Origin of the sequence: Psychromonas marina, assembly GCF_030161115.1 — a bacterium.
Classification (GTDB): domain Bacteria; phylum Pseudomonadota; class Gammaproteobacteria; order Enterobacterales; family Psychromonadaceae; genus Psychromonas; species Psychromonas marina.
The window spans coordinates 143,453-163,305 of sequence record NZ_BSPQ01000010.1 but is presented as its reverse complement, the minus strand read 5'-3'; the positions used below and the strand labels follow the sequence as shown (position 1 = coordinate 163,305).

Below are 19,853 nucleotides of genomic sequence, written 5' to 3'. Positions count from 1 at the left end.
CCAATCAAAATATGGCTAAATCTATACTCCGGAGAAATAAATGAATAAGACGTTAGACAGCATCAATGCATTAATCAAGCAAGTTGAAAAATCTGTGATTGGGCAACCTCATGTCATTAAAGCATTAGTCATTGGTTTGCTCACCAAAGGGCACGTATTATTAGAAGGGTTACCTGGCACAGCTAAAACACGCTCTGTAAAATCACTTGCTGATACCATGAGTGCTTCTTTTGGACGCGTACAATTCACTCCGGATCTACTGCCTTCAGATATAACCGGTACCATTCAATATCAAGATAATAACGGCACACCACTATTAACCTTTCAGCAAGGGCCACTGTTTAATAACCTTGTTTTAGCGGATGAAATCAATCGTGCGCCAGCAAAGGTACAAGCGGCACTATTAGAGGCAATGGCTGAGAGTACTGTTACGGTAGGAGATACTAGCCATCAGCTCGATGAGATTTTTATGGTATTAGCGACTCAGAATCCCGTTGAACAAGAAGGTACCTACCCTTTACCTGAAGCGCAAATGGATCGCTTCATGATGAAAGTAAATGTTGATTACCCAGACGATGATGCTGAATTGGATATTATTCGTTTAGTCCGAACTGAAGAAAAATCAGCGCTTGTTGTTGAGCAAATGACACAACTAAAAATTGATCCAAAATTGTTTTTAACGGCACGTAAACAGGTAAGTGACATTGCCGTTTCCGCAGTCGTTGAAAGATATATGGTGGCATTGGTGATGGCAACTCGTCAGCCAAAACGCTACCCAGACTCCCCTTTAGCGAGCTGGATAAAAACCGGTTCGAGTCCTCGCGCGACGATCGCACTCGATAAATGCGCACGTGCACATGCATGGTTATCAGGTCGAGATCATGTTTTACCCGACGATGTGAGAAGCATTGCTCACTCGGTTTTATCTCATCGTATAACCTTAAGTTATGACGCGCTTGCTGATGATATCGATGGTAAAGAGGTGGTCAACACACTTTTAGATAATGTACTCATTGGGTAGCAGGTAATGAGCAGACTAACATTCAACGCCCAGAAACCGTCACCACTTGATGCACGATTACACGTCGATTATCGCCATTTAGTCAAACTCCAAGCATTGAGCCATTCATTTCGACTGTTACCCAAGTGGCAAGCGAAAAGCTTAATGTCAGGTCGCCATCATTCACAGTTTCGTGGCAGAGGCTTAAATTTCGAAGAGTTAAAGCATTATCAAATGGGCGACGATATCCGTAATTTAGATTGGAAAGTTACCCTTAGAACAGGGCAACCCCATGTACGTTTGTATAGCGAAGAGAAAGATCGCAATGTGATAATACTGGTTGATCAAGGCGCTAATATGTTCTTTTCATCCATCGATACCATGAAATCAGTCGTTGCAGCAGAAGTCGCGGCATTAATCTCATGGCGTGTATTACGTGAAGGCGATCGTATTGGTTTATTAATAAAAAACACAACAGAGCTGGCATGGTCAGAACCGATGCGAGGACAGCAGCACGCCTTGCATCTATTAAAAACGCTCAGTCAAAGTAATCAATCATTGAACGTAGCATCACAGGATCATATCACTTTCTCAGATAGCTTAATGACCTTAGCCAAACGCGATTTACGTCAATCAACCATCATTATATTAAGTGATTTTTTAACCCTAAATGAAGATGACATTAGCAAATTAAAAAACATTCAGCGCAGCAATGATCTATTAGCGATACGTATTTCAGATCCGATGGAACATCTCATTCCCAAACAGGGAACTTGGGTTATGGGAGATGGTGATTTTCAATTTAGCCTAGATCGACAACAACAAATTTCTCAAGTCAATCAGCACCTCTCTGCTACGGCAGCAGATAATGCAATGAAGCTAAATCATTTAATGGCACGCAACAATTTACCGCTTGTTGAATTAAGCACAGACGGCCATCACTTAAGCCAACTCAAACGCGCAATTGGAGCTTAACAATGCCGCATACACCTCCATCAACCTATATTTTACGTGACCTTATCGAGGTCCAGACCAGTGATGCAGTTTCATGGTGGCCGGGAATTGACCATCTACCAATAGGATGGTGGTATGTACTCACGTTGTTAAGCTTAATGAGCATAGTAATGGTGCTCATTACATTACGCCATGTTTGGAAAAATAGGTATCGCCGTGAAGCACTAACAGCACTTCAAATTATCATGTCTAATAAAAAAAATAGTCAGACGAAAGCAGAATCAGTCATTAATCAGACCGCGGCGGAACAACATTTTTATACCCTTAAACAGGTGTTATTTTATCTCGAGCCGCACTCTGCAACCTTAGCTGATAACGCTGTGTTAGTTCATTTGGATCGGTTAATTAAAAGCAACACATGGCAGAGTGAATTAGGACAGCGTTGGATCAATAGTTTATATAATCCGAATGTAAATTTAAGTCATGATGATATCCACCGCTTAAACAAACAAAGCCAACACTGGCTTAAGCATCATAAAAATCAATTTTCTTTTAAACCACTGCAATTATTGAAGGGGCAATAACATGTCTTCTCTTGAACTCACATATCCTTGGTTATTGTTATTGTTGCCTCTACCATTGCTGGTGATGCGTTTTAGCAATGCTTATAAAACCAAGAAAACTGCGTTGAAAGTTCCCTTTTTTAAGACTCTGATCGACACACTCAATGAGAAACCCAGTGAAGGTGCAAGCATGCTTAAAGCGAACTTGTGGCAACGAACCCTGTTGGTATTTACTTGGATCTGTTTAGTCTTCGCGATGACTAAACCAACCCAGTTAAGTGCGCCGCAATTACGCGAGCAATTAGGGCGTGATGTGATGATTGTTCTCGATTTATCGGGATCCATGAATGAAGCTGACTTCGTTGATAGCGAGGGTAATAAAAGTACACGCATTGACGCAGCTAAACACGTTTTGCAAGATTTTTCTGCGTCGCGACAAGGCGACCGCTTAGGATTAATTTTGTTTGCTGATGCTGCTTTCCTACAAACCCCTTTCACTGCAGATATCGCGGTATGGCAAACATTATTAGTACAATCGGATACCGGTATGGCAGGACAAAGTACCCATTTGGGGGATGCTGTAGGCCTGGCAATAAAAGTCTTTGAACAAGCCGAGCAAGATAAAAGCAATCAACAAAAAAACAGAGAAAAAGTAGTCATTTTATTAACCGACGGTAATGATACGGGCAGCTTTGTCAGCCCTATCGATGCTGCAAAAGTTGCAGCCGTAAAAGGTATCCGCGTACATGTTATTGCAATGGGAGACCCCGCAACGGTTGGCGAACAAGCATTAGATATGCAAACCATCGATCGAATTACCCAAGAAACAGGCGGGCAAACCTTTAAAGCACTCGATAAACAGCAATTAGACCAAGCGTACCAGACTATCTCTGAGCTTGAACCACAACTGTTCAACAGCACCAGTTATCAAATCACACACACCTTGCATCACTACTTGGTGATCGTCATTGTGTTGCTTTATTTATCCGCTTTTAGCCTGAGCTTATTAATACAAAAAATAAAGACACGTAAAACCAGTAAACATCAGGGAGAGCAACATGTTTGATTACTCTTTTGTCAGTTTATTGTCGGCAAATTTTCATTTTATTCGGCCCATGCTTTTATTACTCATTTTACCACTGGCACTCATTATTGCTGTACGCTGGCAGCGCAGTAATGGCGAACAATCTGAGCAAGTTTTACCCGAACATTTACACAAAGCGTTAACCGTTGGCGAGCTAGGCTGGCGAAAACGTCTGCCACTTAAACTACTCACAGTACTATTGTTACTTGCTATTGTCAGTAGCGCAGGGCCGACTTGGACACGTTATGACTCTCCTTTTAACGAAGATAAAGCAGCATTACTGGTAGTGGTTGACTTAAGTCAGTCGATGCTTGAAAAAGATGTCGCACCAAATCGTTTAATTCGCACTCAGCATAAAATAATAGACTTAATTGAGCAACGAGATGGTGGACGAACGGGGTTAATTGCTTATGCAGGCTCGGCACATGTGGTGATGCCATTAACAGCAGATAAGCAAGTATTTACCCCCTTTGTTAGTGCACTCTCTCCTGAAATAATGCCGATAGAGGGTAAACAAGCACAACAGGCGCTACCCCTGATCGATACATTATTATCAGAACAGAAAGGTGCGAGTATTTTATTAATCACCGATGGCATGGTGCCAACGGCGATTAATGCTTACCAAGATTATTTTAGTAACTCCCCCCACCAGCTCTTAATACTCGGTGTTGGCGATACACAGCGTGAAGCGACCCTGCCACTTGATGTCAGATCACTTCAAGAGTTAGCTAATAAAACCGATGCGAGCCTAAGATTAATCTCAGTGGATGACCAAGATGTGCAAGCCCTTGCAAAGCAGATTGCACGTCATATGGAAATTGCTAGCGATAGCATGATGCCTTGGCAAGATATGGGCTATTACCTGCTGTTTCCAATGTCGTTGTTACTGTTGTTATGGTTTAGAAAAGGTTGGTTGGTTAACTGGTCGGTAGTATTAGTCATTGCGGGTAATAGCCTATTGATGCCCACACCTGTTCATGCATCAGAGGGTGCTCTATTACAGCAACAAACAATGCCTGTTGAAGTACAACAACGGGAACAAAAAAATGCCACTCTCACTACAACAATATGGCAAACCACACAGCAAGCTTGGTTTGACCTATGGCTAACACCCGATCAGCAAGGGGATCGCGCCTTACATAAAAAACAGTATTTACAAGCCGCGCAACATTATCAAGACCCTTTTCTCAAAGGTATCGCCTATTATTATGCAGCTCAATTTAAAGCAGCCCAAATCAGTTTCATGCAACAGCCTACACCACAAAGCCTTTTATATGCCGGTAATGCACTCGCAAGGCAACGTGAATATATTGCGGCAAGAAACTTATTAGTTGATCTGGGTAAGCAGATGGATCAAGCACCACGTGAATCTGACGTTTTATTACGGGCAGATGTCAGCAATAACTTAGCAGCTATTCAGAAGATTATTGATGATATCAATCGTTATAGTGAGAGCCAGAAAGGCACAACAGATGGCCTTGAAGAGTCATTTGAATTAGATAAAGAGGATCCTATCACCTCCGATGGATTTGAAGAGATTGCACCACAAGAAGTACTGCATAAAGAAACCTTAAATGCTCGCGAAATATTGGGTAGTGAAGAGTTAGCCAATAAATGGTTAAACCGCGTTGAAGCGGATCCAACACGTTTTTTACAAGCTAAATTTTATTTACAGCTACAGTCACAATTCAGTGAGGATCAATAATATGAGACGTTCATTGCCCATCATTACTCAGCTTATTGCTCGTTTAACCCTGTGTATTTTAGTGTTATCAATAATGTTATTAAGCGCCCCAACAGCTTTGGCAATGACTATCAGTGATTTACACAAGCAGCAGTTATTAACTGTCGATACTTGGTTGACTACAGAAACGAGCTCAAATAAACCAAACTCAGATAAGTACAAGGATAACAATCAACTCAGCGCTGTCGTTGGTGAACAGATTATTTTAAATATAAAATTAGGAACTAACCGCTGGTTTACAGCAGGGACACAAATACCTGCGCTTGAGTTACCCAATGTAATGAGTCGTCAACGTGAACAGTTCTCAGTTAATACTACTCAACGAATAAAGGGTGAAACGTGGTATTTCCAATTATGGCAGATATCCTTATTAGCACAGGCACCGGGGTATTATGAAGTGCCCGCTTTGGATTTAAACATTGAAGTGATGTCACCTAAAAATAAAAAAACAGCAGGAAAAATTACCAGCCAAACACAACAATTTTCTGTTACGTTACCCGATGCTAGGCAAGTGAATAGCCCGTGGTTTAGTGCCTCTGATATTAATATCAAGCAGCAATGGCAACAATCGAATGTCACCTTACATGTTGGCGACAGTATTACACGTAGCATCACCATTCATGCCACCGATAGTTTGTCAGTATTATTACCAAACTCTTTACCACAACAAGCAAATGAACAATTGCAGACTTATCACTCACCTCCTCAACTTGAAGATACAGAGCAACGTGGTCATTATTTAGCAAAACGAACCGATCAACACACTTATATTCTGCAAAAAGGGGGAGAAATCACCTTACCTGATGTGACGATTCAATGGTGGGATACAAAAAATAATGAAATGAAACAACAGGTAATAAGTGGGCAACACCTAATGGTTCAACACACCTTCAGCTCTTGGTTAGCAGCTTATAGCAACGCCTTAATTATGATCACGATATTAGTCATCGCTTTAGTGCTACTTATTCTAGGGACAATAAAGCATTATCAGCACCACGTTAAACCACGTTGGTGGTTATATTTCAAAGCGGTCAACGCAAAAGCTTGGCCTCAACTACTGATCCTACTGTATCAAAAAGTGCGCCATAGCAATCAGCAGGTAACACTGAGTGAAGGTATCGAAAACCAACAGCAACACAACGTTATGGCTCTGCAAAAGCGTATTTGTCAGCCTATCCAAACTGATAAGCGACAAATTAAATTAGCATATCAATTGTGGTTTTCCGTTAACAATAAAGAGGACAAAAGCGGGTCGAAAAAGCGCAGGTCTATCTGGGCGATTTTGCTACCTCGCGCACTACCACAATTATCAAAAGAGATTAAAATAACCGACAATAAAGACTAAAAGATAATTAACGTAAGTTGATGCACATAGTTGTTCACTTTGTGACACTTACAACTTAGAAGTTAGTTGTTTTAACTCGCAAAATAGATCCGCTATTTACTGTGATTGGTATGTGTAAATAGTTTATGATTAGTGTGTTCATAGCTCACAGGCAGAAGCACAAAATGAAAAATACCGACTTAAATCTTATACCAATATTTGTAGCCATATATGAAGAGCGTAATTTATCCAAATCGGCAGAGCGTTTAGGCATCACCCAGCCTGCGGTAAGCAAAGCACTCAAGCGCTTACGTGATATTTATAATGACTCATTATTTTTACGTGATAGTAGCGCGATGCTGCCGACGCCGCGTGCAATGGATATTTATCCCGCAATGTCAGCTGCATTATCCAATTACACAAGCACCATTAATGTTAATGGCGGTTTTGATCCTGCAACCGCTGAACGCGTTTACTCTTTTGCGGTGATCTCAGGCCTTGGGCATACATTTTTACCCTTTGTGTTCAGCCACCTCCGAACGCTAGCCCCTAATATACATTTTGAAATCCACCCCAAATTTTCAAAAGACACTGAACTGGATTTGCGTTTACAACGCTATGATTTTGTTATTGATGCTGAGCATTTTTCCCCCTCTTTCATCAACACACACCACTTATTTGATGAAGAAATTGTGGCCATCATGAATAAAGATCATCCAAGAATTAATGATGAGATGACCTTAGCGCAATTCTTAGCTGAAGAGCACACCGTTGTTTCAGGGTGGCAAGTACGAAGTAGTATGATGAGTTCAGCCCATATATCAGAATTAAATTCTCGTAAAGTGGCCTATCGAAGTAGTGCGATTACTGAATGTCTGCCCATTGTTGAACAAACTGATCTGTTAGCTTTATGTTCAAAAGCAATAGTGGAAAAATATTTACCTATTTATGACGTTAAGTATTTTCCTCTCCCACTTGCAAAAAAACATCTGAGTATCAATCTCTATTGGCACCCTTCTAGAGACAATGATCCTGGGCATGCATGGCTTAAGGAGTTACTGATACAACAAGGTGTTTTATTTAAAAACAGTAAATAACATGCATAAAAATAGCAAAGCATGACAAGCGGTTACTTGCCATGCTTTAGCTGTTACTGACCTTGCTGTTGGCGTAAACCATCCACGACCTCTTGTGGAGCTATTTCAGCTAAGGCCGTAATACACTGCTCAGTGTTTTGATGTGCATTACGAATATAAATATCACACATGGCATATAAATTTTCCGGAGAACCAGAGATAAGGTAAGCTTTCTCAAATGATTTAATTGATTGTTCGATTTCTAATGGCTCCTGCAAAACACCATTTAGATACCAGTAATAAGCATTATCAGGGGCTAGCTCAGTCGCGATTTTCATCGATTCTGCTGCGACCTCCTTTTGCTGTAATCGAACTAATGCTAATGCTTTAGCATAATGTAATGTAGCGTCTTCATTATCAAATTGGATACCTTTTTCGAGAATATCTAATGTTTCCTGGTTTTTCCCTTGTGCGTAATAATTATGTGAAAAACTCAAAAATAACGCGACACTCTTTTGATCATAGGTTAATAGATTTTCATATATGGCTTGTGCTGATTGATAGCGAAACGTCCAACGATAAATATCTGCCAATAATAACTGCTGCGTATAAGATTGATCATCTATCAGCTGTGTAATTAATTCATCAGCTTGAGCACGCACATTTGCTTGTTGGCCCATTTGTAACTGCTCAAAATCTTTAAGCAGATGTATTATCGCTGCACTTCGAACCGATGATTCTTCAGCTGCTAATAAAGGAGAAACCATACGATAACGATGCGCTAACGGGTAAGGCGCCACAGCACCAATCGCTGCTTCGCGAATCATCGCATTCTCATCTTTAAGCCCACGAGCCGCTGCGACTAGGCTGTTTTGATTAGGGTGTTGGCTAATAAAATTTAAGGCTTGTACTCGATTTTCAATCGATTCATTACTATTTTGTGCAACAAAAGCCATGCTTTCTGGCGTAACATTCACATTATTTTCCTGTGTTTGTAACTCTTCAGCACCTAACGGTAAACTCATGCTTAGCATCAGTACAAAGGCTGAAGTAAGTAATCCTGATGCAAATGCGGGTAGACGAGGGTTCATAATACGTACCTTAAATATAGATCTAATAAATCAAGCGCGGATCAACGTTATAAATGGACCGCGGATTGTTAATAATTGCCAAATATTATTATTGCTCAGCCGCAGCCATCATCACTTTATCGTTATACTTGCCATGTGCGACGGGATGCCCTGTATGGCGTAAAATATGCGCAAGTGGCTTATCAATATGTGCAAAAAATTTCTTCCATCCTGCGCACAGATAGTTAAGGCCAGGTTCACCCGCTCGATTGCTAATAAAGCGATTTTTAGGGCACTCACCATAACAAGCGAATTGGTAATCGCATTGTTTACATTGTGAGTTCATATCACGTGATTTTGAAAAACCGAACGCTTGCTGCTGTTTTGAGAATGCCATTTTATCAAGTGGAGTCTCATTAATATTACCTATTTTATACTCAGGATAGACATAATGGTCACAGGCAAAAACATCACCATTAGGCTCTAACGCAAGTCCTTTACCGCACAGCTCGCCTAATGTGCATAATGGATTCTTATTACCCATCCACGCTTCAACACTGGCTTCAAAGTATTGCACCATCACCTTGCCAAAGTCATTCATGACCCATTCATTGAAAACGACAACTAAAAAATTCCCCCATGCTTCATCTGAAACACACCATGGCTCCATGATTGAGTCTTGATCACCTGGGATAAGGCGGTTATCACCTTGACGATATTGAATTTTTTCTGCATCGGTTTGTGGTGCATCTGTACGAAATGTTTTTTGCTCAACAATTGGAATAAATTGCATTTGTGGCGACTTAACCACATCACGTAGAAATCGATACACTTCAAGCGGGCTCTGCCCCGTGACATTATTGACACAGGTTAACGTCGCAAATCTAACCTTATATTTATGCAATAACGCCACACCGGCCATCACCTGTTTAAAGGTGCCACGCCCAGCACGATTAGTGCGATAAGTATTATGCATTAACTCAGGGCCATCAATACTCAAACCAACTAGAAAGTTATTAGCTTTTAAAAATTCACACCATTTATCGTTGAGTAACGTACCGTTAGTCTGTAAATCATTTGAGATAACCACACCCGGTGGACAATATTTGTGTTGAAACTCAACCACTTTTTTAAAATAATCAACTCCTAACAGTGTGGGTTCTCCGCCCTGCCAAGAAAAAATAATTTCAGGTGTGTTTTGCTGCTCTATGTATTGTTTAATGTATGTTTCAAGTAGTGCTTCATCCATTTCTGGCGAACACCCTTTTTTATAGGCTAATAGATCTTGTTTACTCAAGTAATAGCAATAATCACAGTCGATATTACACACCGCCCCGATAGGTTTAGCCATCACATGCATGCGCTTGGAAGCTTTACCATTAAACTGGACCGGTTTAATTAAATTCATATCATTACCTCTTAATTGCATTTACTGAGCAAGCCTTATTAATATTTTTATAGCCTGTTTCGATTAGGTTAAATTGTAAGCTATTCACCTCGCAGATTTAAGGGCAATTTAGCTATACCTAATATAACCAAAAGTTTGCTTATCAGATGCACAAAGCCGCCTATAATTGGCGTTCTAACAAATTGCTTATAAAAAGGGTTCACAATGAACACAGCTACTACCCATCATGATCAGCCCACAACCTCTTCATGGATAATAGGTAACAGTCGATTGATGATATTTAATCTATTGAGTGCAGTAACAATCTTATTGATCAGTGGCTGTAGCTCGCTGTCTCAGAAAACTTCAAACCACCCAGTGTCTGTTGCGATTATGCAAGAGATGGTATTAGTTGAAGGTGGAACATTTATGATGGGATCTGATTCAGAGACAGCAAAAAAATCTGAGCAGCCAGCACATGAAGTCAGTGTCGATAGTTTTTACATCGCTAAATATGAAGTAACTCAAGCTTTATTTGAGTCGGTAATGGGTGGTTCAAACAGTTTCTTTGTTGATCCAAACACCCCTGTTAATAACCTTAGTTGGCAACAAGCGGTTTATTTTGTTGAGCGCTTAAATGAATTAACAGGAGATAATTTCCGCTTGCCAACTGAAGCAGAGTGGGAGTTTGCAGCCACAGGAGGAAATCACTCTAAAGGTTATACATACAGCGGTTCAAACAATATTGATGATGTCGCATGGCATGCCGGAAACGCAAATAACCGCGCTCAACCAGTAGGCCTTAAGAAACCAAATGAACTTGGATTATATGATATGACGGGTAACGTGGGCGAATTTGTCATCGATCAATTTGATGAGTTATTTTATCGCTACTCACCAAAACACAATCCGAGTAATGCCCAGCATTCAGATGTTAACCTCACGCACAAAACCACACGTGGTAGCAGCTTTGCTTATGACGCCAATGAATCAGAAAATTTCCGTCGTGATTTTGCTAGCCAATCAATTTTAATGTCCGATTTAGGGCTACGTTTAGCAAAAGACGCTAATTAATGCCCAACTGTCTTATGGTTACTTCATTAGACACTTTTTTATAACTAATAATTACTTATTTTATTAAGGAATGGATCATGGATCAGCTGAAATTTCCAGTGTTAACGCTAGCCTGCGCTATCGCGAGTGTTAGCTCTTTTTCTGTATTAGCTAACCCTGCGACACCTAAGCTTGTAGTGCAAATTACCGTTGACGGATTACGTGGTGATCTACTGGATCGCTATAAACACAACTTCTCAGAGAAAGGTTTTAAGTACCTACTTAACGAGGGAACACATTATACCAATGCACATTTTCAACACAGTAATACCGAAACGATTGTTGGTCATGTTTCCCTTGCCACAGGCACCACACCAAGCGTCCATGGTATGGTTGGTAATGTGTGGTTTGACCGAACACTAGAGCGCTTAGTATATAATGTCGAAGATGCCGATTATCATATGCTTAACGCAGGCTCTGGTGTTGATAAAGCAACGGAGATAGACCCAACGCAAAAGACCGCATTAATGGACGGTCGCTCCCCCATTCCGATGCTGACCACCACCTTTGCAGATGAATTAATGTTATCAACCAATGGTCAATCGAAAGTTTTTTCCGTTTCTATTAAAGATCGCGGTGCCATTTCGCTTGCGGGTCATACAGGTAAAGCTTTTTGGTTTTCTAAAGCGCAGGGTGAGTTTGCCACCAGCAACTATTATTATAATCAATACCCACAGTGGGTAAATGATTGGAATGAGCAGCAACTAGCACAACAATATGCAGATAAAAGCTGGCAATTGAGCCTACCTAAGAGTGATTACACGTTAATAAACACCTCTCATGACCATAAAATTGAACTCGCTGGTTTTCATAACACCTTCCCCCACCCCTATGGCGAAGGTGATAGCAAATATTTCACCACCAAACTCACTTTAAGCCCTGCGGGTGACGAACTGACAGCTGATTTTGCTAAAAAGCTGATGGTAGAAGAGCAATTAGGCAAAGGCAAACACACCGACTTTTTAGCGGTAAGTTTTTCATCTAATGATTACGTGATACATATGTTTGGTGCTAATGGCCTCGAAACTGAAGATAATTTATTGCGATTAGATAAAACGTTAGCAGACTTTTTTAATCACCTGGATCAACAAGTCGGCTTAGAAAACACCTTAATTGTATTATCCGCAGATCATGGTGTACCAGAAATAGCGCCGCACGCACACGAGATTGGCTATCATGAAGCGGGTTATTTTGATGCTGATAATTTGCTAACGCTAGGCGTTAAGAAACGTTTAAAAGAGCAGTTTAATTTAGGTGAAGATGCTATCACACTGTTTTCAGATCCCTATATCTACTTAAATCGTGACTTAATTGCGAAGAAAAAGTTAGTACTTGCTGATGTACAAGCCGCGATTGCAGAAGAAGTGATGAAAGTAGAAGGCGTTGAGATGGCGATCACTAGCAGCAATATAGAAACAAACCGAGTACCGCAAAGTCGAGCAGGCCAATTAGTTATTAATAATCATCATCCACAACGCTCTGGTGACGTGTATATTGTTTTTGCACCACGCAAATATATTAATGACTTAGAGGGCTTAGTGATCGCATCAAAACATGGTTCTCCGTGGCGATACGATACACATGTGCCGATTATTTTTGCTGGTTACGATATTAAAGGGCAACGTATTGATCGTGAGGTTACCCCCTACGATATCGCCCCTACTCTTTCAAATAAACTACGTATCACCTTGCCGAGCGGCGCAACGGGTGACGTTCTTGAAGAGGTAAGTAAGTAAATAATAATTCAGGTAAGCCCGGCATGTTAGGTGTTGGGCTTTACAATCACAAACACGCATTAGATTACAAAAAATTTTCAAAATCATTCCATTTGATAATTTTAAATAACACACATTTCCCCATATACTTCTCCCATCAAAACAAACAAGCAACTAATTGAAAGAGAGATTATTATGAAAATGAGTCATGTAGGTATTATGGTTGGCGATATGGACCAAGCGGTAGAATTTTATACTAAAGCACTAGGTCTTGATATCGTAATGGGTAACTCTAAAGTGATTGAAGAGAAACAAACAGCTATTGGCAGAATGTGTATCGAAGTATTTGGTGAAGGCTTTAAGGGCTTTAATATCGCTCACCTAGTCACATCAGATGGTATCGGTTTTGAACTTTTTGAGATGGTTGATCGTGAACAACGCCATGTTGTTGATTTTACTAAAATTGGTATCTTCCATTACGCATTAGAAACAGATGACTTTGAAGGCGTGATTGAGAAAGTGACACAGTTTGGTGGTAAAGCACGTATGGATACAATGCGCTACCATCCAGAAGATGAAAACCGTCCTTACAAAATGGTTTACTTAGAAGACCCGTTTGGTAACTTGCTTGAGCTTTACTCACACACATATTCAGAAACATACTCTTCTGAATATGAATAAATCTATTATTGCAGCTTCTTAAGAGAGCGCTGAATAATTTAAAAAGCAGCCACTATCATTACGATAGGGCTGCTTTTTTATAGCATAGTTAATATAAGTATTGGTTTATAACAACCCGCATCAGTCTTTGATCTAGCTTGTTAGTTTAAACAAGAAAGAGAGAGCTAAATCCTAAACAGCACCGTGAGCTGACATATTTAACTATTTGATGGCTTTAGTTTCAGTACCTTATCAACATCAGCTTTACTATGACGCTCAGGCACTTGCTCCCATTCTTCCCCCCAGCTACGATTGATGATACTACCACGTTGCACCGCTTCTCTTTTTTCAAGCATTTTAGCCCAGCGCATAATTTGGGTATAACTTTCAACCTGCAAAAACTCTGCCGCATCATATAAAGCACCTAATACCAACTTCCCATACCACGGGAAAATAGCCATATCGGCAATACTATATTGCTCACCAGCCACATAGGTATTTTTAGCAAGTTGTTTATCTAACACATCTAACTGACGCTTTGCTTCCATCGCAAAACGGTTGATAGGATATTCAAACTTTTCATCTGCATATGCATAAAAATGGCCAAAACCTCCACCTAAAAAGGGAGCCGAACCTTGCGCCCAGAACAACCAGTTAAAGGTTTGTGTGCGTTCGTTACCCTGCTTTGGTAAAAATTGATCAAACTTTTCCGCTAAATGAACCAAAATAGACGCTGATTCAAATACCTTTATTTCATCATCATTGGAGTTATCCACTAAAGCTGGAATTTTAGAGTTTGGATTAACATCAACAAAGCCAGAAGAGAACTGATCTCCCTCACCAATATTAATCAAATAAGCATCGTATTCCGCTTCTTTGATGCCTAAAGCTAATAACTCCTCTAATAAAATAGTTACTTTTTGGCCATTAGGCGTACCTAATGAATACAGTTGTAATGGGTTGTTCCCAGTGGGACGCGGCTTTGCATGGGTTGCGCCTGAGACAGGGCGATTAATACTCGCCCATTTATTCCCGCCTTTTGTATTATCAACCCAAACTTTTGGTGGTGTGTATTGTTTGCTCATATTAACTCCATTAACGATTAAAATTAGTGCCTACCGTACTCGGTAAAATTACGACTCTGGGTAGTTTGATGGGAAAAAAGCACGCTTTGCTTGTTCATCAAACTCCTTTTTAAATTCGATACCCTCTGCAATCTGGCGAGCTTGCTCAACGGCAGGTCGACTATTAACACTTTCAAACCAACGCTTCAAATTAGGATAAGGGGTAAGACCCTCTTCGCCTAATACAACCGTGGCTTTATCAATCCATCCCCATGCCGAGATATCTACAATAGAGTATTCATCACCAACAATATAATCACGACCTACAAGGTGATCTTCTAAGACTTGATAGTGGCGTTGCGCCTCACGTAAATAACGATTAAGTGCATAATCGAGATTATCTGGTGCAGCATGTCTAAAGTGTACGGACTGCCCTGAAAAGGGGCCAAGACCTGAAGCAATAAACATTAACCATGAAAGCAACTCACCTTGGTGTTCAGGTTTACCCGCTAATTTACCCGTTTTCTGCGCTAGATAAAGCAAGATTGCATTTGAATCGAAAACACGAACGCCATCATCTTCAATAGCAGGGGTTTTGCCATTGGGGTTAATTAAGCGATATTCAGGCGAATGTTGCTCACCTTTTAATGGGTCTACAGGAATTAATTCATAAGCAAGGTCTGTCTCCTTTAGAAAAAGGGCAATCTTCATTGGGTTCGGTGCTGGATGGAAGTAAAACTTAATCATTGAAATCTCCTTATATGATGAAGCTTCATTCAAACACCTTTTGAACGATCGTTCAAGATATAGTTGTAAAATTGCTATTTTAATTGTTTATGAGTAATAACAATAAGGTATTACCCCCCTTATCGGTACCTTTTAGTTGCGTAATTTTTACGTAGCTTTGATGTCTACCCGTTCCCAACAAAAAATACTTTATTCAGATGCTAGTGACCTGCAGGGCAAGTCATAATTGTCCTTTTGATCAGCAAAATATTAGGGCTTGGTTTAACCAACAAAATGATAATAGACAACCAGTTAAGGGCTAACGGGTTAAAGGAGAGAGGTAAAGGTGAAAATAAAAAAACACCTACTTACAAAGTAAGAGGTGCTTTTATTTAACAACTTGTTTAAACCTATTTATTTTATCAGAATTGGTTCGACGTGTTTTTTGCACCACCCGCTTTCAGGGCATTCTCACCCGCGAAGTACTCTTTGTGATCATCACCCATGTCAGATCCTGACATATTTTGATGTTTTACACAGGCAATACCTTGACGAATCTCTTTACGCTGAACGCCTTCAACATAACCTAACATCGCTTGGTCACCAAAGTATTCTTTGGCAAGGTTATCGGTAGATAACGCAGCAGTATGGTAAGTAGGAAGCGTAATTAAATGATGGAAGATGTTTGCATCACGCGACGTATCTGACTGGAAGCTACGAATTTTATCGTCAGCTCTTGCCCCTAATTCCGTGTCATCGTATTCAACGTTCATTAAATCAGCACGTACATAGTTTGATACATCTTCACCCGCTTCAACCATTGCATCATAGGCTTGTTGGCGGAAGTTTAACGTCCAGTTAAATGATGGACTGTTGTTGTAAACAAGCTTAGCATTCGGAATCACTTTACGAACGCCGTCCATCATTGCAGTCACATCGGCAACGTTTGGTGTTGCTGTTTCAATCCAAAGTAGATCTGCACCCGCTTTAATCGCTTCGATACTGTCAAATACACAACGCTCAGGTCCCGTACCTTCTCGGAATTGGTATAAACCAGAAGGTAAACGCTTAGGGCGCACTAACTTACCATCACGATTGAAACATACATCCCCTTCAGCCATATCTGCTACGTCAATCTCTTCAACATCAAGGTAAGAGTTGTAAATATCACCTTGGTCACCAGGTTCTTTAACTACAGCGATCTCTTTGGTAAGACCGGCACCTTCAGAGTCAGTACGTGAAACGATAATACCATTGTCGATACCTAGCTCTAAGAACGCATGGCGTATGGCACGAATTTTGGCATGGAAATCAGCATGTGGCACCGTTACTTTACCGTCTTGATGTCCACACTGCTTTTCATCGGCGACTTGGTTTTCAACTTGAAGCGCACAAGCCCCCGCTTCAATCATCTGTTTTGCCATTAAGTATGTTGCTTCTGCGTTACCAAAACCAGCATCAATATCGGCAATAATAGGTACAACGTGTGTTACATGATTATCAATTTGATCTTGAATCGCTGCTTTATCACCTTCAGATGCAGCGTCTAATGCGCGGAAAAGACCACCCAATTCACGAGCATCAGCTTGACGTAAGAAGGTGTAAAGCTCTTCAACCAAAGCTGCTACCGTGGTTTTTTCATGCATAGACTGATCGGGTAATGGACCAAACTCACTGCGTAATGCTGCCACCATCCAACCTGATAAGTACAAGTAACGACGATCTGTTTTACCAGCAAAATGTTTCTTAATAGAAATCATTTTCTGTTGGCCAATAAAACCGTGCCAGCAACCAAGTGATTGTGTATACATAGAACTATCAGCATCAAAAGCGGCCATATCACGACGCATAATATCTGCTGTGTATTGTGCGATTTCTAAACCAGTCTTAAATTTATTCTGCACTCTCATTCGAGCGATAGACTCTGGATTGATAGTATCCCAAGCACTACCTGCATTTGCTTTAATTGCTTGAACCGCTTCTATTGCACTTTGATAATTAGACATAATAATCTCCATTCCATTATTGGTAGTATATAAAAAGCTAAATTAGCTGGTTGTTATAAATTTAAAACCGTTGTAAATTTCAATTACTTTTTAGTCATGGCCTTATGAGTATTTTCACTTGCCTGACTAAAAGTGAATATCATGATGAAACCTGTTGTTTCGCGAGTATCCGATACGCATGTAATAGTGGCTCTGTGTATCCGTTTGGTTGTGACTCACCTTCAAAAATAAGAGCTTGTGCCGCCTGAAAGGCGAGGCTTTGTTGACAATGTGGGCTCATACGGCGGTAACCCACAACCCCTTCGTTTTGCTTATCCACCACTTTCGCCATACGTGTCATCACGCTATCAACTTGTGCTTTAGTGCATACGTTATGGATTAACCAGTTACTAATATGCTGGCTTGATATACGTAATGTAGCTCTGTCCTCCATTAAACCAATATTGTTAATATCGGGTACCTTTGAACAACCAACCCCCATCTCTATCCAACGTACTACGTAGCCCAAAATGCCTTGAATATTGTTCTCCAGTTCACTGTTCACCTCTTGCTCAGTGAGTCGCATCGACGTTGGCATCACTGGCATGGTTAACATGTCACTCATCTTCGCTGGTGTACGCGCTAAAATATTTTTTTGCTCTGCAAACACATCAATCTGGTGATAGTGCAATGCATGTAACGTGGCTGCCGTCGGTGAAGGTACCCACGCAGTATTTGCACCTGATTTTGGATGGCCGATTTTATCTTTCATCATCTGGCTCATCTCATCTGGCATCGCCCACATCCCTTTACCAATTTGTGCTTTTCCAGAAAAACCACACTTCAGGCCTACTTCAACATTGTTATTCTCATAAGCACTGATCCAAGGTTCGAATTTAATCGCAGATTTAGGGTAAAACGCGCCTGCTGCCATACTGGTGTGAATCTCATCACCGGTTCTGTCCAAAAATCCAGTATTGATAAATACCACGCGAGATTTCGCTTCATGGATACACTGCTTAAGGTTTAAGGTGGTGCGACGCTCCTCATCCATAATGCCAACCTTGATGGTATTTTCTGGTAGCTTTAATATTTTCTCTACACGTGAAAACAGCTCACAGGTAAAACGTACCTCTTCCGGACCATGCATTTTAGGTTTAACAATATAGATACTGCCGGTGTGACTATTTCTAAAAGTATCATTGGCATTTTTTTGCAAATCTAAGCTACCAATCAATGAAGTAATCAATGCATCAACAATCCCCTCTGGCGCATTATTACACTCACTATCTTGAATTAAATTAGTGCCCATCAAGTGCCCTACATTACGTACCATCAGTAACGAACGCCCCGGTACACGGTACATTTCACCCGATTTTGCGGTATAGCAGCGGTCATAATTAAGATGACGTTCAAGTGTCTGGCCATTTTTAGTAAATGATGCAGATAGATCACCTTTCATCAAACCATACCAATTACGATAAGCAGCTACTTTGTCTTCACTATCAACAGCCGAAATGGAATCTTCGAAATCAATGATTGTGGTCAGTGCCGACTCTACTTGAATATCATCAATGCCAGCTTTGTCCGTTGACCCAATTTTACCGTGGCGGTCAATTTGTAAACCAATATGTAAGCCATTGTTTTTCAGTAATAGAAAACTAGGCTCACTTTTTGAACCGTCAAAGGCGATAAATTGACAGGCATTTTTTAAACCACTTTCACTGCCGTCGGGAAAGAAGGCGAGTAGGTGTTGGTAATAAACAAGATAACTTGATACCTCATGATGCGAACCATGATTCAGTGGAAAGTGTTGGTCTAAAAAATCCTTCGCTTTGTTAATAACAGCTTGTCCGCGTTGCTTATTAAATCCACCAGCGGTTGCAAATTCACCACTGTTTTCAATCACATCTGTACCGTAAAAAGCATCGTATAAACTGCCCCAACGAGCGTTAGCCGCATTCAATGCAAAACGTGCATTACTCACCGGTACTACTAATTGCGGACCCGCCATGGTTGATATTTCAGGATCAACATTGGTTGTTTCAATTTCAAAGTCATCAACATCAGGTGTTAGATAATTAATGCTTTGTAAAAACTCACGGTACGCGGTTGCTGCCGTTTCATTACCTGAATGAGGGTTGTCTCTATGCCATTGGTCAATCTGTGTTTGTAGCTCATGGCGTGTGCTTAATAATTCACTGTTCTTTTTTGAAAAATCACTGATCAAACAGTTAAAGTCATACCAGAAATTGACACTGCTTAATGTTGTTTGTGGCAAAATTTCATCATTGATAAACTGATAAAATGCAGGATTAATTGCACATTGTTTCTCTTGAGGTAAATTCATATTTTGCTCCTTGGTCACTGCCAATCGCTTTCTAATAA

Annotated in this window: 16 protein-coding genes; 10 read left to right on the top strand and 6 right to left on the bottom strand. The window is 40.5% G+C overall.

Annotated features, from left to right (window positions below; genetic code table 11):
* Positions 1-40 precede the first annotated feature (40 nt).
* From QQK09_RS11530 to QQK09_RS11500, 7 genes are all read left to right on the top strand, one after another.
* Positions 41-1,021 (top strand): AAA family ATPase, encoded by a 981-nt coding sequence (locus QQK09_RS11530; RefSeq protein WP_284204294.1) that lies wholly within the window; start codon positions 41-43, stop codon positions 1,019-1,021.
* Positions 1,022-1,027: 6 nt separating this feature from the next.
* A complete protein-coding gene (locus QQK09_RS11525; RefSeq protein WP_284204293.1) occupies positions 1,028-1,975 on the top strand; it encodes a DUF58 domain-containing protein in 948 nt (315 codons plus the stop codon).
* A 2-nt stretch (positions 1,976-1,977) separates the two neighbouring features.
* Positions 1,978-2,538: a DUF4381 domain-containing protein gene (locus QQK09_RS11520; protein WP_284204292.1), complete on the top strand. Its 561-nt coding sequence runs from the start codon at positions 1,978-1,980 to the stop codon at positions 2,536-2,538.
* A gap of 1 nt (position 2,539) precedes the next feature.
* A complete protein-coding gene (locus tag QQK09_RS11515; protein ID WP_284204291.1) occupies positions 2,540-3,583 on the top strand; it encodes a vWA domain-containing protein in 1,044 nt (347 codons plus the stop codon).
* On the top strand, positions 3,576-5,306 hold the full coding sequence (locus QQK09_RS11510; protein WP_284204290.1) for a VWA domain-containing protein: 1,731 nt from the start codon (positions 3,576-3,578) through the stop codon (positions 5,304-5,306). Before QQK09_RS11515 ends, QQK09_RS11510 begins: the two co-directional genes overlap by 8 nt.
* Position 5,307: 1 nt before the next feature.
* The gene (locus tag QQK09_RS11505) at positions 5,308-6,690 is read left to right on the top strand and encodes a hypothetical protein (protein ID WP_284204289.1); all 1,383 of its coding nucleotides are present in this window, start codon (positions 5,308-5,310) and stop codon (positions 6,688-6,690) included.
* Positions 6,691-6,854: 164 nt separating this feature from the next.
* Complete coding sequence (locus QQK09_RS11500) at positions 6,855-7,766, top strand: LysR substrate-binding domain-containing protein (RefSeq protein ID WP_284204288.1); 912 nt, start codon at positions 6,855-6,857, stop codon at positions 7,764-7,766.
* A gap of 53 nt (positions 7,767-7,819) precedes the next feature.
* Here QQK09_RS11500 and QQK09_RS11495 read toward each other — a convergent pair whose 3' ends face one another.
* Positions 7,820-8,836 carry a tetratricopeptide repeat protein gene (locus tag QQK09_RS11495; RefSeq protein WP_284204287.1) on the bottom strand — a complete coding sequence of 339 codons (1,017 nt, stop codon included), beginning with the start codon at positions 8,834-8,836 and terminating at the stop codon, positions 7,820-7,822.
* An 88-nt stretch (positions 8,837-8,924) separates the two neighbouring features.
* Positions 8,925-10,223 carry an anaerobic sulfatase maturase gene (locus QQK09_RS11490; RefSeq protein ID WP_284204286.1) on the bottom strand — a complete coding sequence of 433 codons (1,299 nt, stop codon included), beginning with the start codon at positions 10,221-10,223 and terminating at the stop codon, positions 8,925-8,927.
* Between the two features lie 204 nt (positions 10,224-10,427).
* On the opposite strand from QQK09_RS11490, the gene QQK09_RS11485 reads away from it, so the two are divergent.
* From QQK09_RS11485 to QQK09_RS11475, 3 genes are all read left to right on the top strand, one after another.
* Positions 10,428-11,276, top strand: a complete 849-nt coding sequence (locus QQK09_RS11485) for a formylglycine-generating enzyme family protein (RefSeq protein WP_284204285.1) — start codon at positions 10,428-10,430, stop codon at positions 11,274-11,276.
* A 77-nt stretch (positions 11,277-11,353) separates the two neighbouring features.
* Complete coding sequence (locus QQK09_RS11480; protein ID WP_284204284.1) at positions 11,354-13,051, top strand: alkaline phosphatase family protein; 1,698 nt, start codon at positions 11,354-11,356, stop codon at positions 13,049-13,051.
* Positions 13,052-13,225: 174 nt separating this feature from the next.
* A complete protein-coding gene (locus QQK09_RS11475) occupies positions 13,226-13,711 on the top strand; it encodes a VOC family protein (protein WP_284204283.1) in 486 nt (161 codons plus the stop codon).
* Between the two features lie 197 nt (positions 13,712-13,908).
* Here QQK09_RS11475 and yghU read toward each other — a convergent pair whose 3' ends face one another.
* The 4 genes from yghU to QQK09_RS11455 all read right to left on the bottom strand — a co-directional run bounded on the left by yghU (position 13,909) and on the right by QQK09_RS11455 (position 19,815).
* On the bottom strand, positions 13,909-14,775 hold the full coding sequence (gene yghU / locus QQK09_RS11470; protein ID WP_284204282.1) for a glutathione-dependent disulfide-bond oxidoreductase: 867 nt from the start codon (positions 14,773-14,775) through the stop codon (positions 13,909-13,911).
* A 48-nt stretch (positions 14,776-14,823) separates the two neighbouring features.
* The gene (locus tag QQK09_RS11465; protein WP_284204281.1) at positions 14,824-15,501 is read right to left on the bottom strand and encodes a glutathione S-transferase family protein; all 678 of its coding nucleotides are present in this window, start codon (positions 15,499-15,501) and stop codon (positions 14,824-14,826) included.
* 401 nt (positions 15,502-15,902) lie between these two features.
* Positions 15,903-17,486 carry an isocitrate lyase gene (locus tag QQK09_RS11460; protein WP_284204280.1) on the bottom strand — a complete coding sequence of 528 codons (1,584 nt, stop codon included), beginning with the start codon at positions 17,484-17,486 and terminating at the stop codon, positions 15,903-15,905.
* Between the two features lie 139 nt (positions 17,487-17,625).
* Positions 17,626-19,815 carry a malate synthase G gene (locus QQK09_RS11455; RefSeq protein ID WP_284204279.1) on the bottom strand — a complete coding sequence of 730 codons (2,190 nt, stop codon included), beginning with the start codon at positions 19,813-19,815 and terminating at the stop codon, positions 17,626-17,628.
* Positions 19,816-19,853 lie beyond the last annotated feature (38 nt).

What these genes read in the sequence shown, in the direction of transcription:
- QQK09_RS11530 (WP_284204294.1), top strand. Translation starts at nt 41, where the DNA reads ATGAATAAGACGTTAGACAGCATCAATGCATTAATCAAGCAAGTTGAA.
- QQK09_RS11475 (WP_284204283.1), top strand. Translation starts at nt 13,226, where the DNA reads ATGAAAATGAGTCATGTAGGTATTATGGTTGGCGATATGGACCAAGCG.
- QQK09_RS11515 (WP_284204291.1), top strand. Translation starts at nt 2,540, where the DNA reads ATGTCTTCTCTTGAACTCACATATCCTTGGTTATTGTTATTGTTGCCT.
- QQK09_RS11485 (WP_284204285.1), top strand. Translation starts at nt 10,428, where the DNA reads ATGAACACAGCTACTACCCATCATGATCAGCCCACAACCTCTTCATGG.
- QQK09_RS11480 (WP_284204284.1), top strand. Translation starts at nt 11,354, where the DNA reads ATGGATCAGCTGAAATTTCCAGTGTTAACGCTAGCCTGCGCTATCGCG.
- yghU (WP_284204282.1), bottom strand. Translation starts at nt 14,775, where the DNA reads ATGAGCAAACAATACACACCACCAAAAGTTTGGGTTGATAATACAAAA.
- QQK09_RS11490 (WP_284204286.1), bottom strand. Translation starts at nt 10,223, where the DNA reads ATGAATTTAATTAAACCGGTCCAGTTTAATGGTAAAGCTTCCAAGCGC.
- QQK09_RS11465 (WP_284204281.1), bottom strand. Translation starts at nt 15,501, where the DNA reads ATGATTAAGTTTTACTTCCATCCAGCACCGAACCCAATGAAGATTGCC.
- QQK09_RS11525 (WP_284204293.1), top strand. Translation starts at nt 1,028, where the DNA reads ATGAGCAGACTAACATTCAACGCCCAGAAACCGTCACCACTTGATGCA.
- QQK09_RS11510 (WP_284204290.1), top strand. Translation starts at nt 3,576, where the DNA reads ATGTTTGATTACTCTTTTGTCAGTTTATTGTCGGCAAATTTTCATTTT.
- QQK09_RS11500 (WP_284204288.1), top strand. Translation starts at nt 6,855, where the DNA reads ATGAAAAATACCGACTTAAATCTTATACCAATATTTGTAGCCATATAT.
- QQK09_RS11460 (WP_284204280.1), bottom strand. Translation starts at nt 17,486, where the DNA reads ATGTCTAATTATCAAAGTGCAATAGAAGCGGTTCAAGCAATTAAAGCA.
- QQK09_RS11495 (WP_284204287.1), bottom strand. Translation starts at nt 8,836, where the DNA reads ATGAACCCTCGTCTACCCGCATTTGCATCAGGATTACTTACTTCAGCC.
- QQK09_RS11455 (WP_284204279.1), bottom strand. Translation starts at nt 19,815, where the DNA reads ATGAATTTACCTCAAGAGAAACAATGTGCAATTAATCCTGCATTTTAT.
- QQK09_RS11505 (WP_284204289.1), top strand. Translation starts at nt 5,308, where the DNA reads ATGAGACGTTCATTGCCCATCATTACTCAGCTTATTGCTCGTTTAACC.
- QQK09_RS11520 (WP_284204292.1), top strand. Translation starts at nt 1,978, where the DNA reads ATGCCGCATACACCTCCATCAACCTATATTTTACGTGACCTTATCGAG.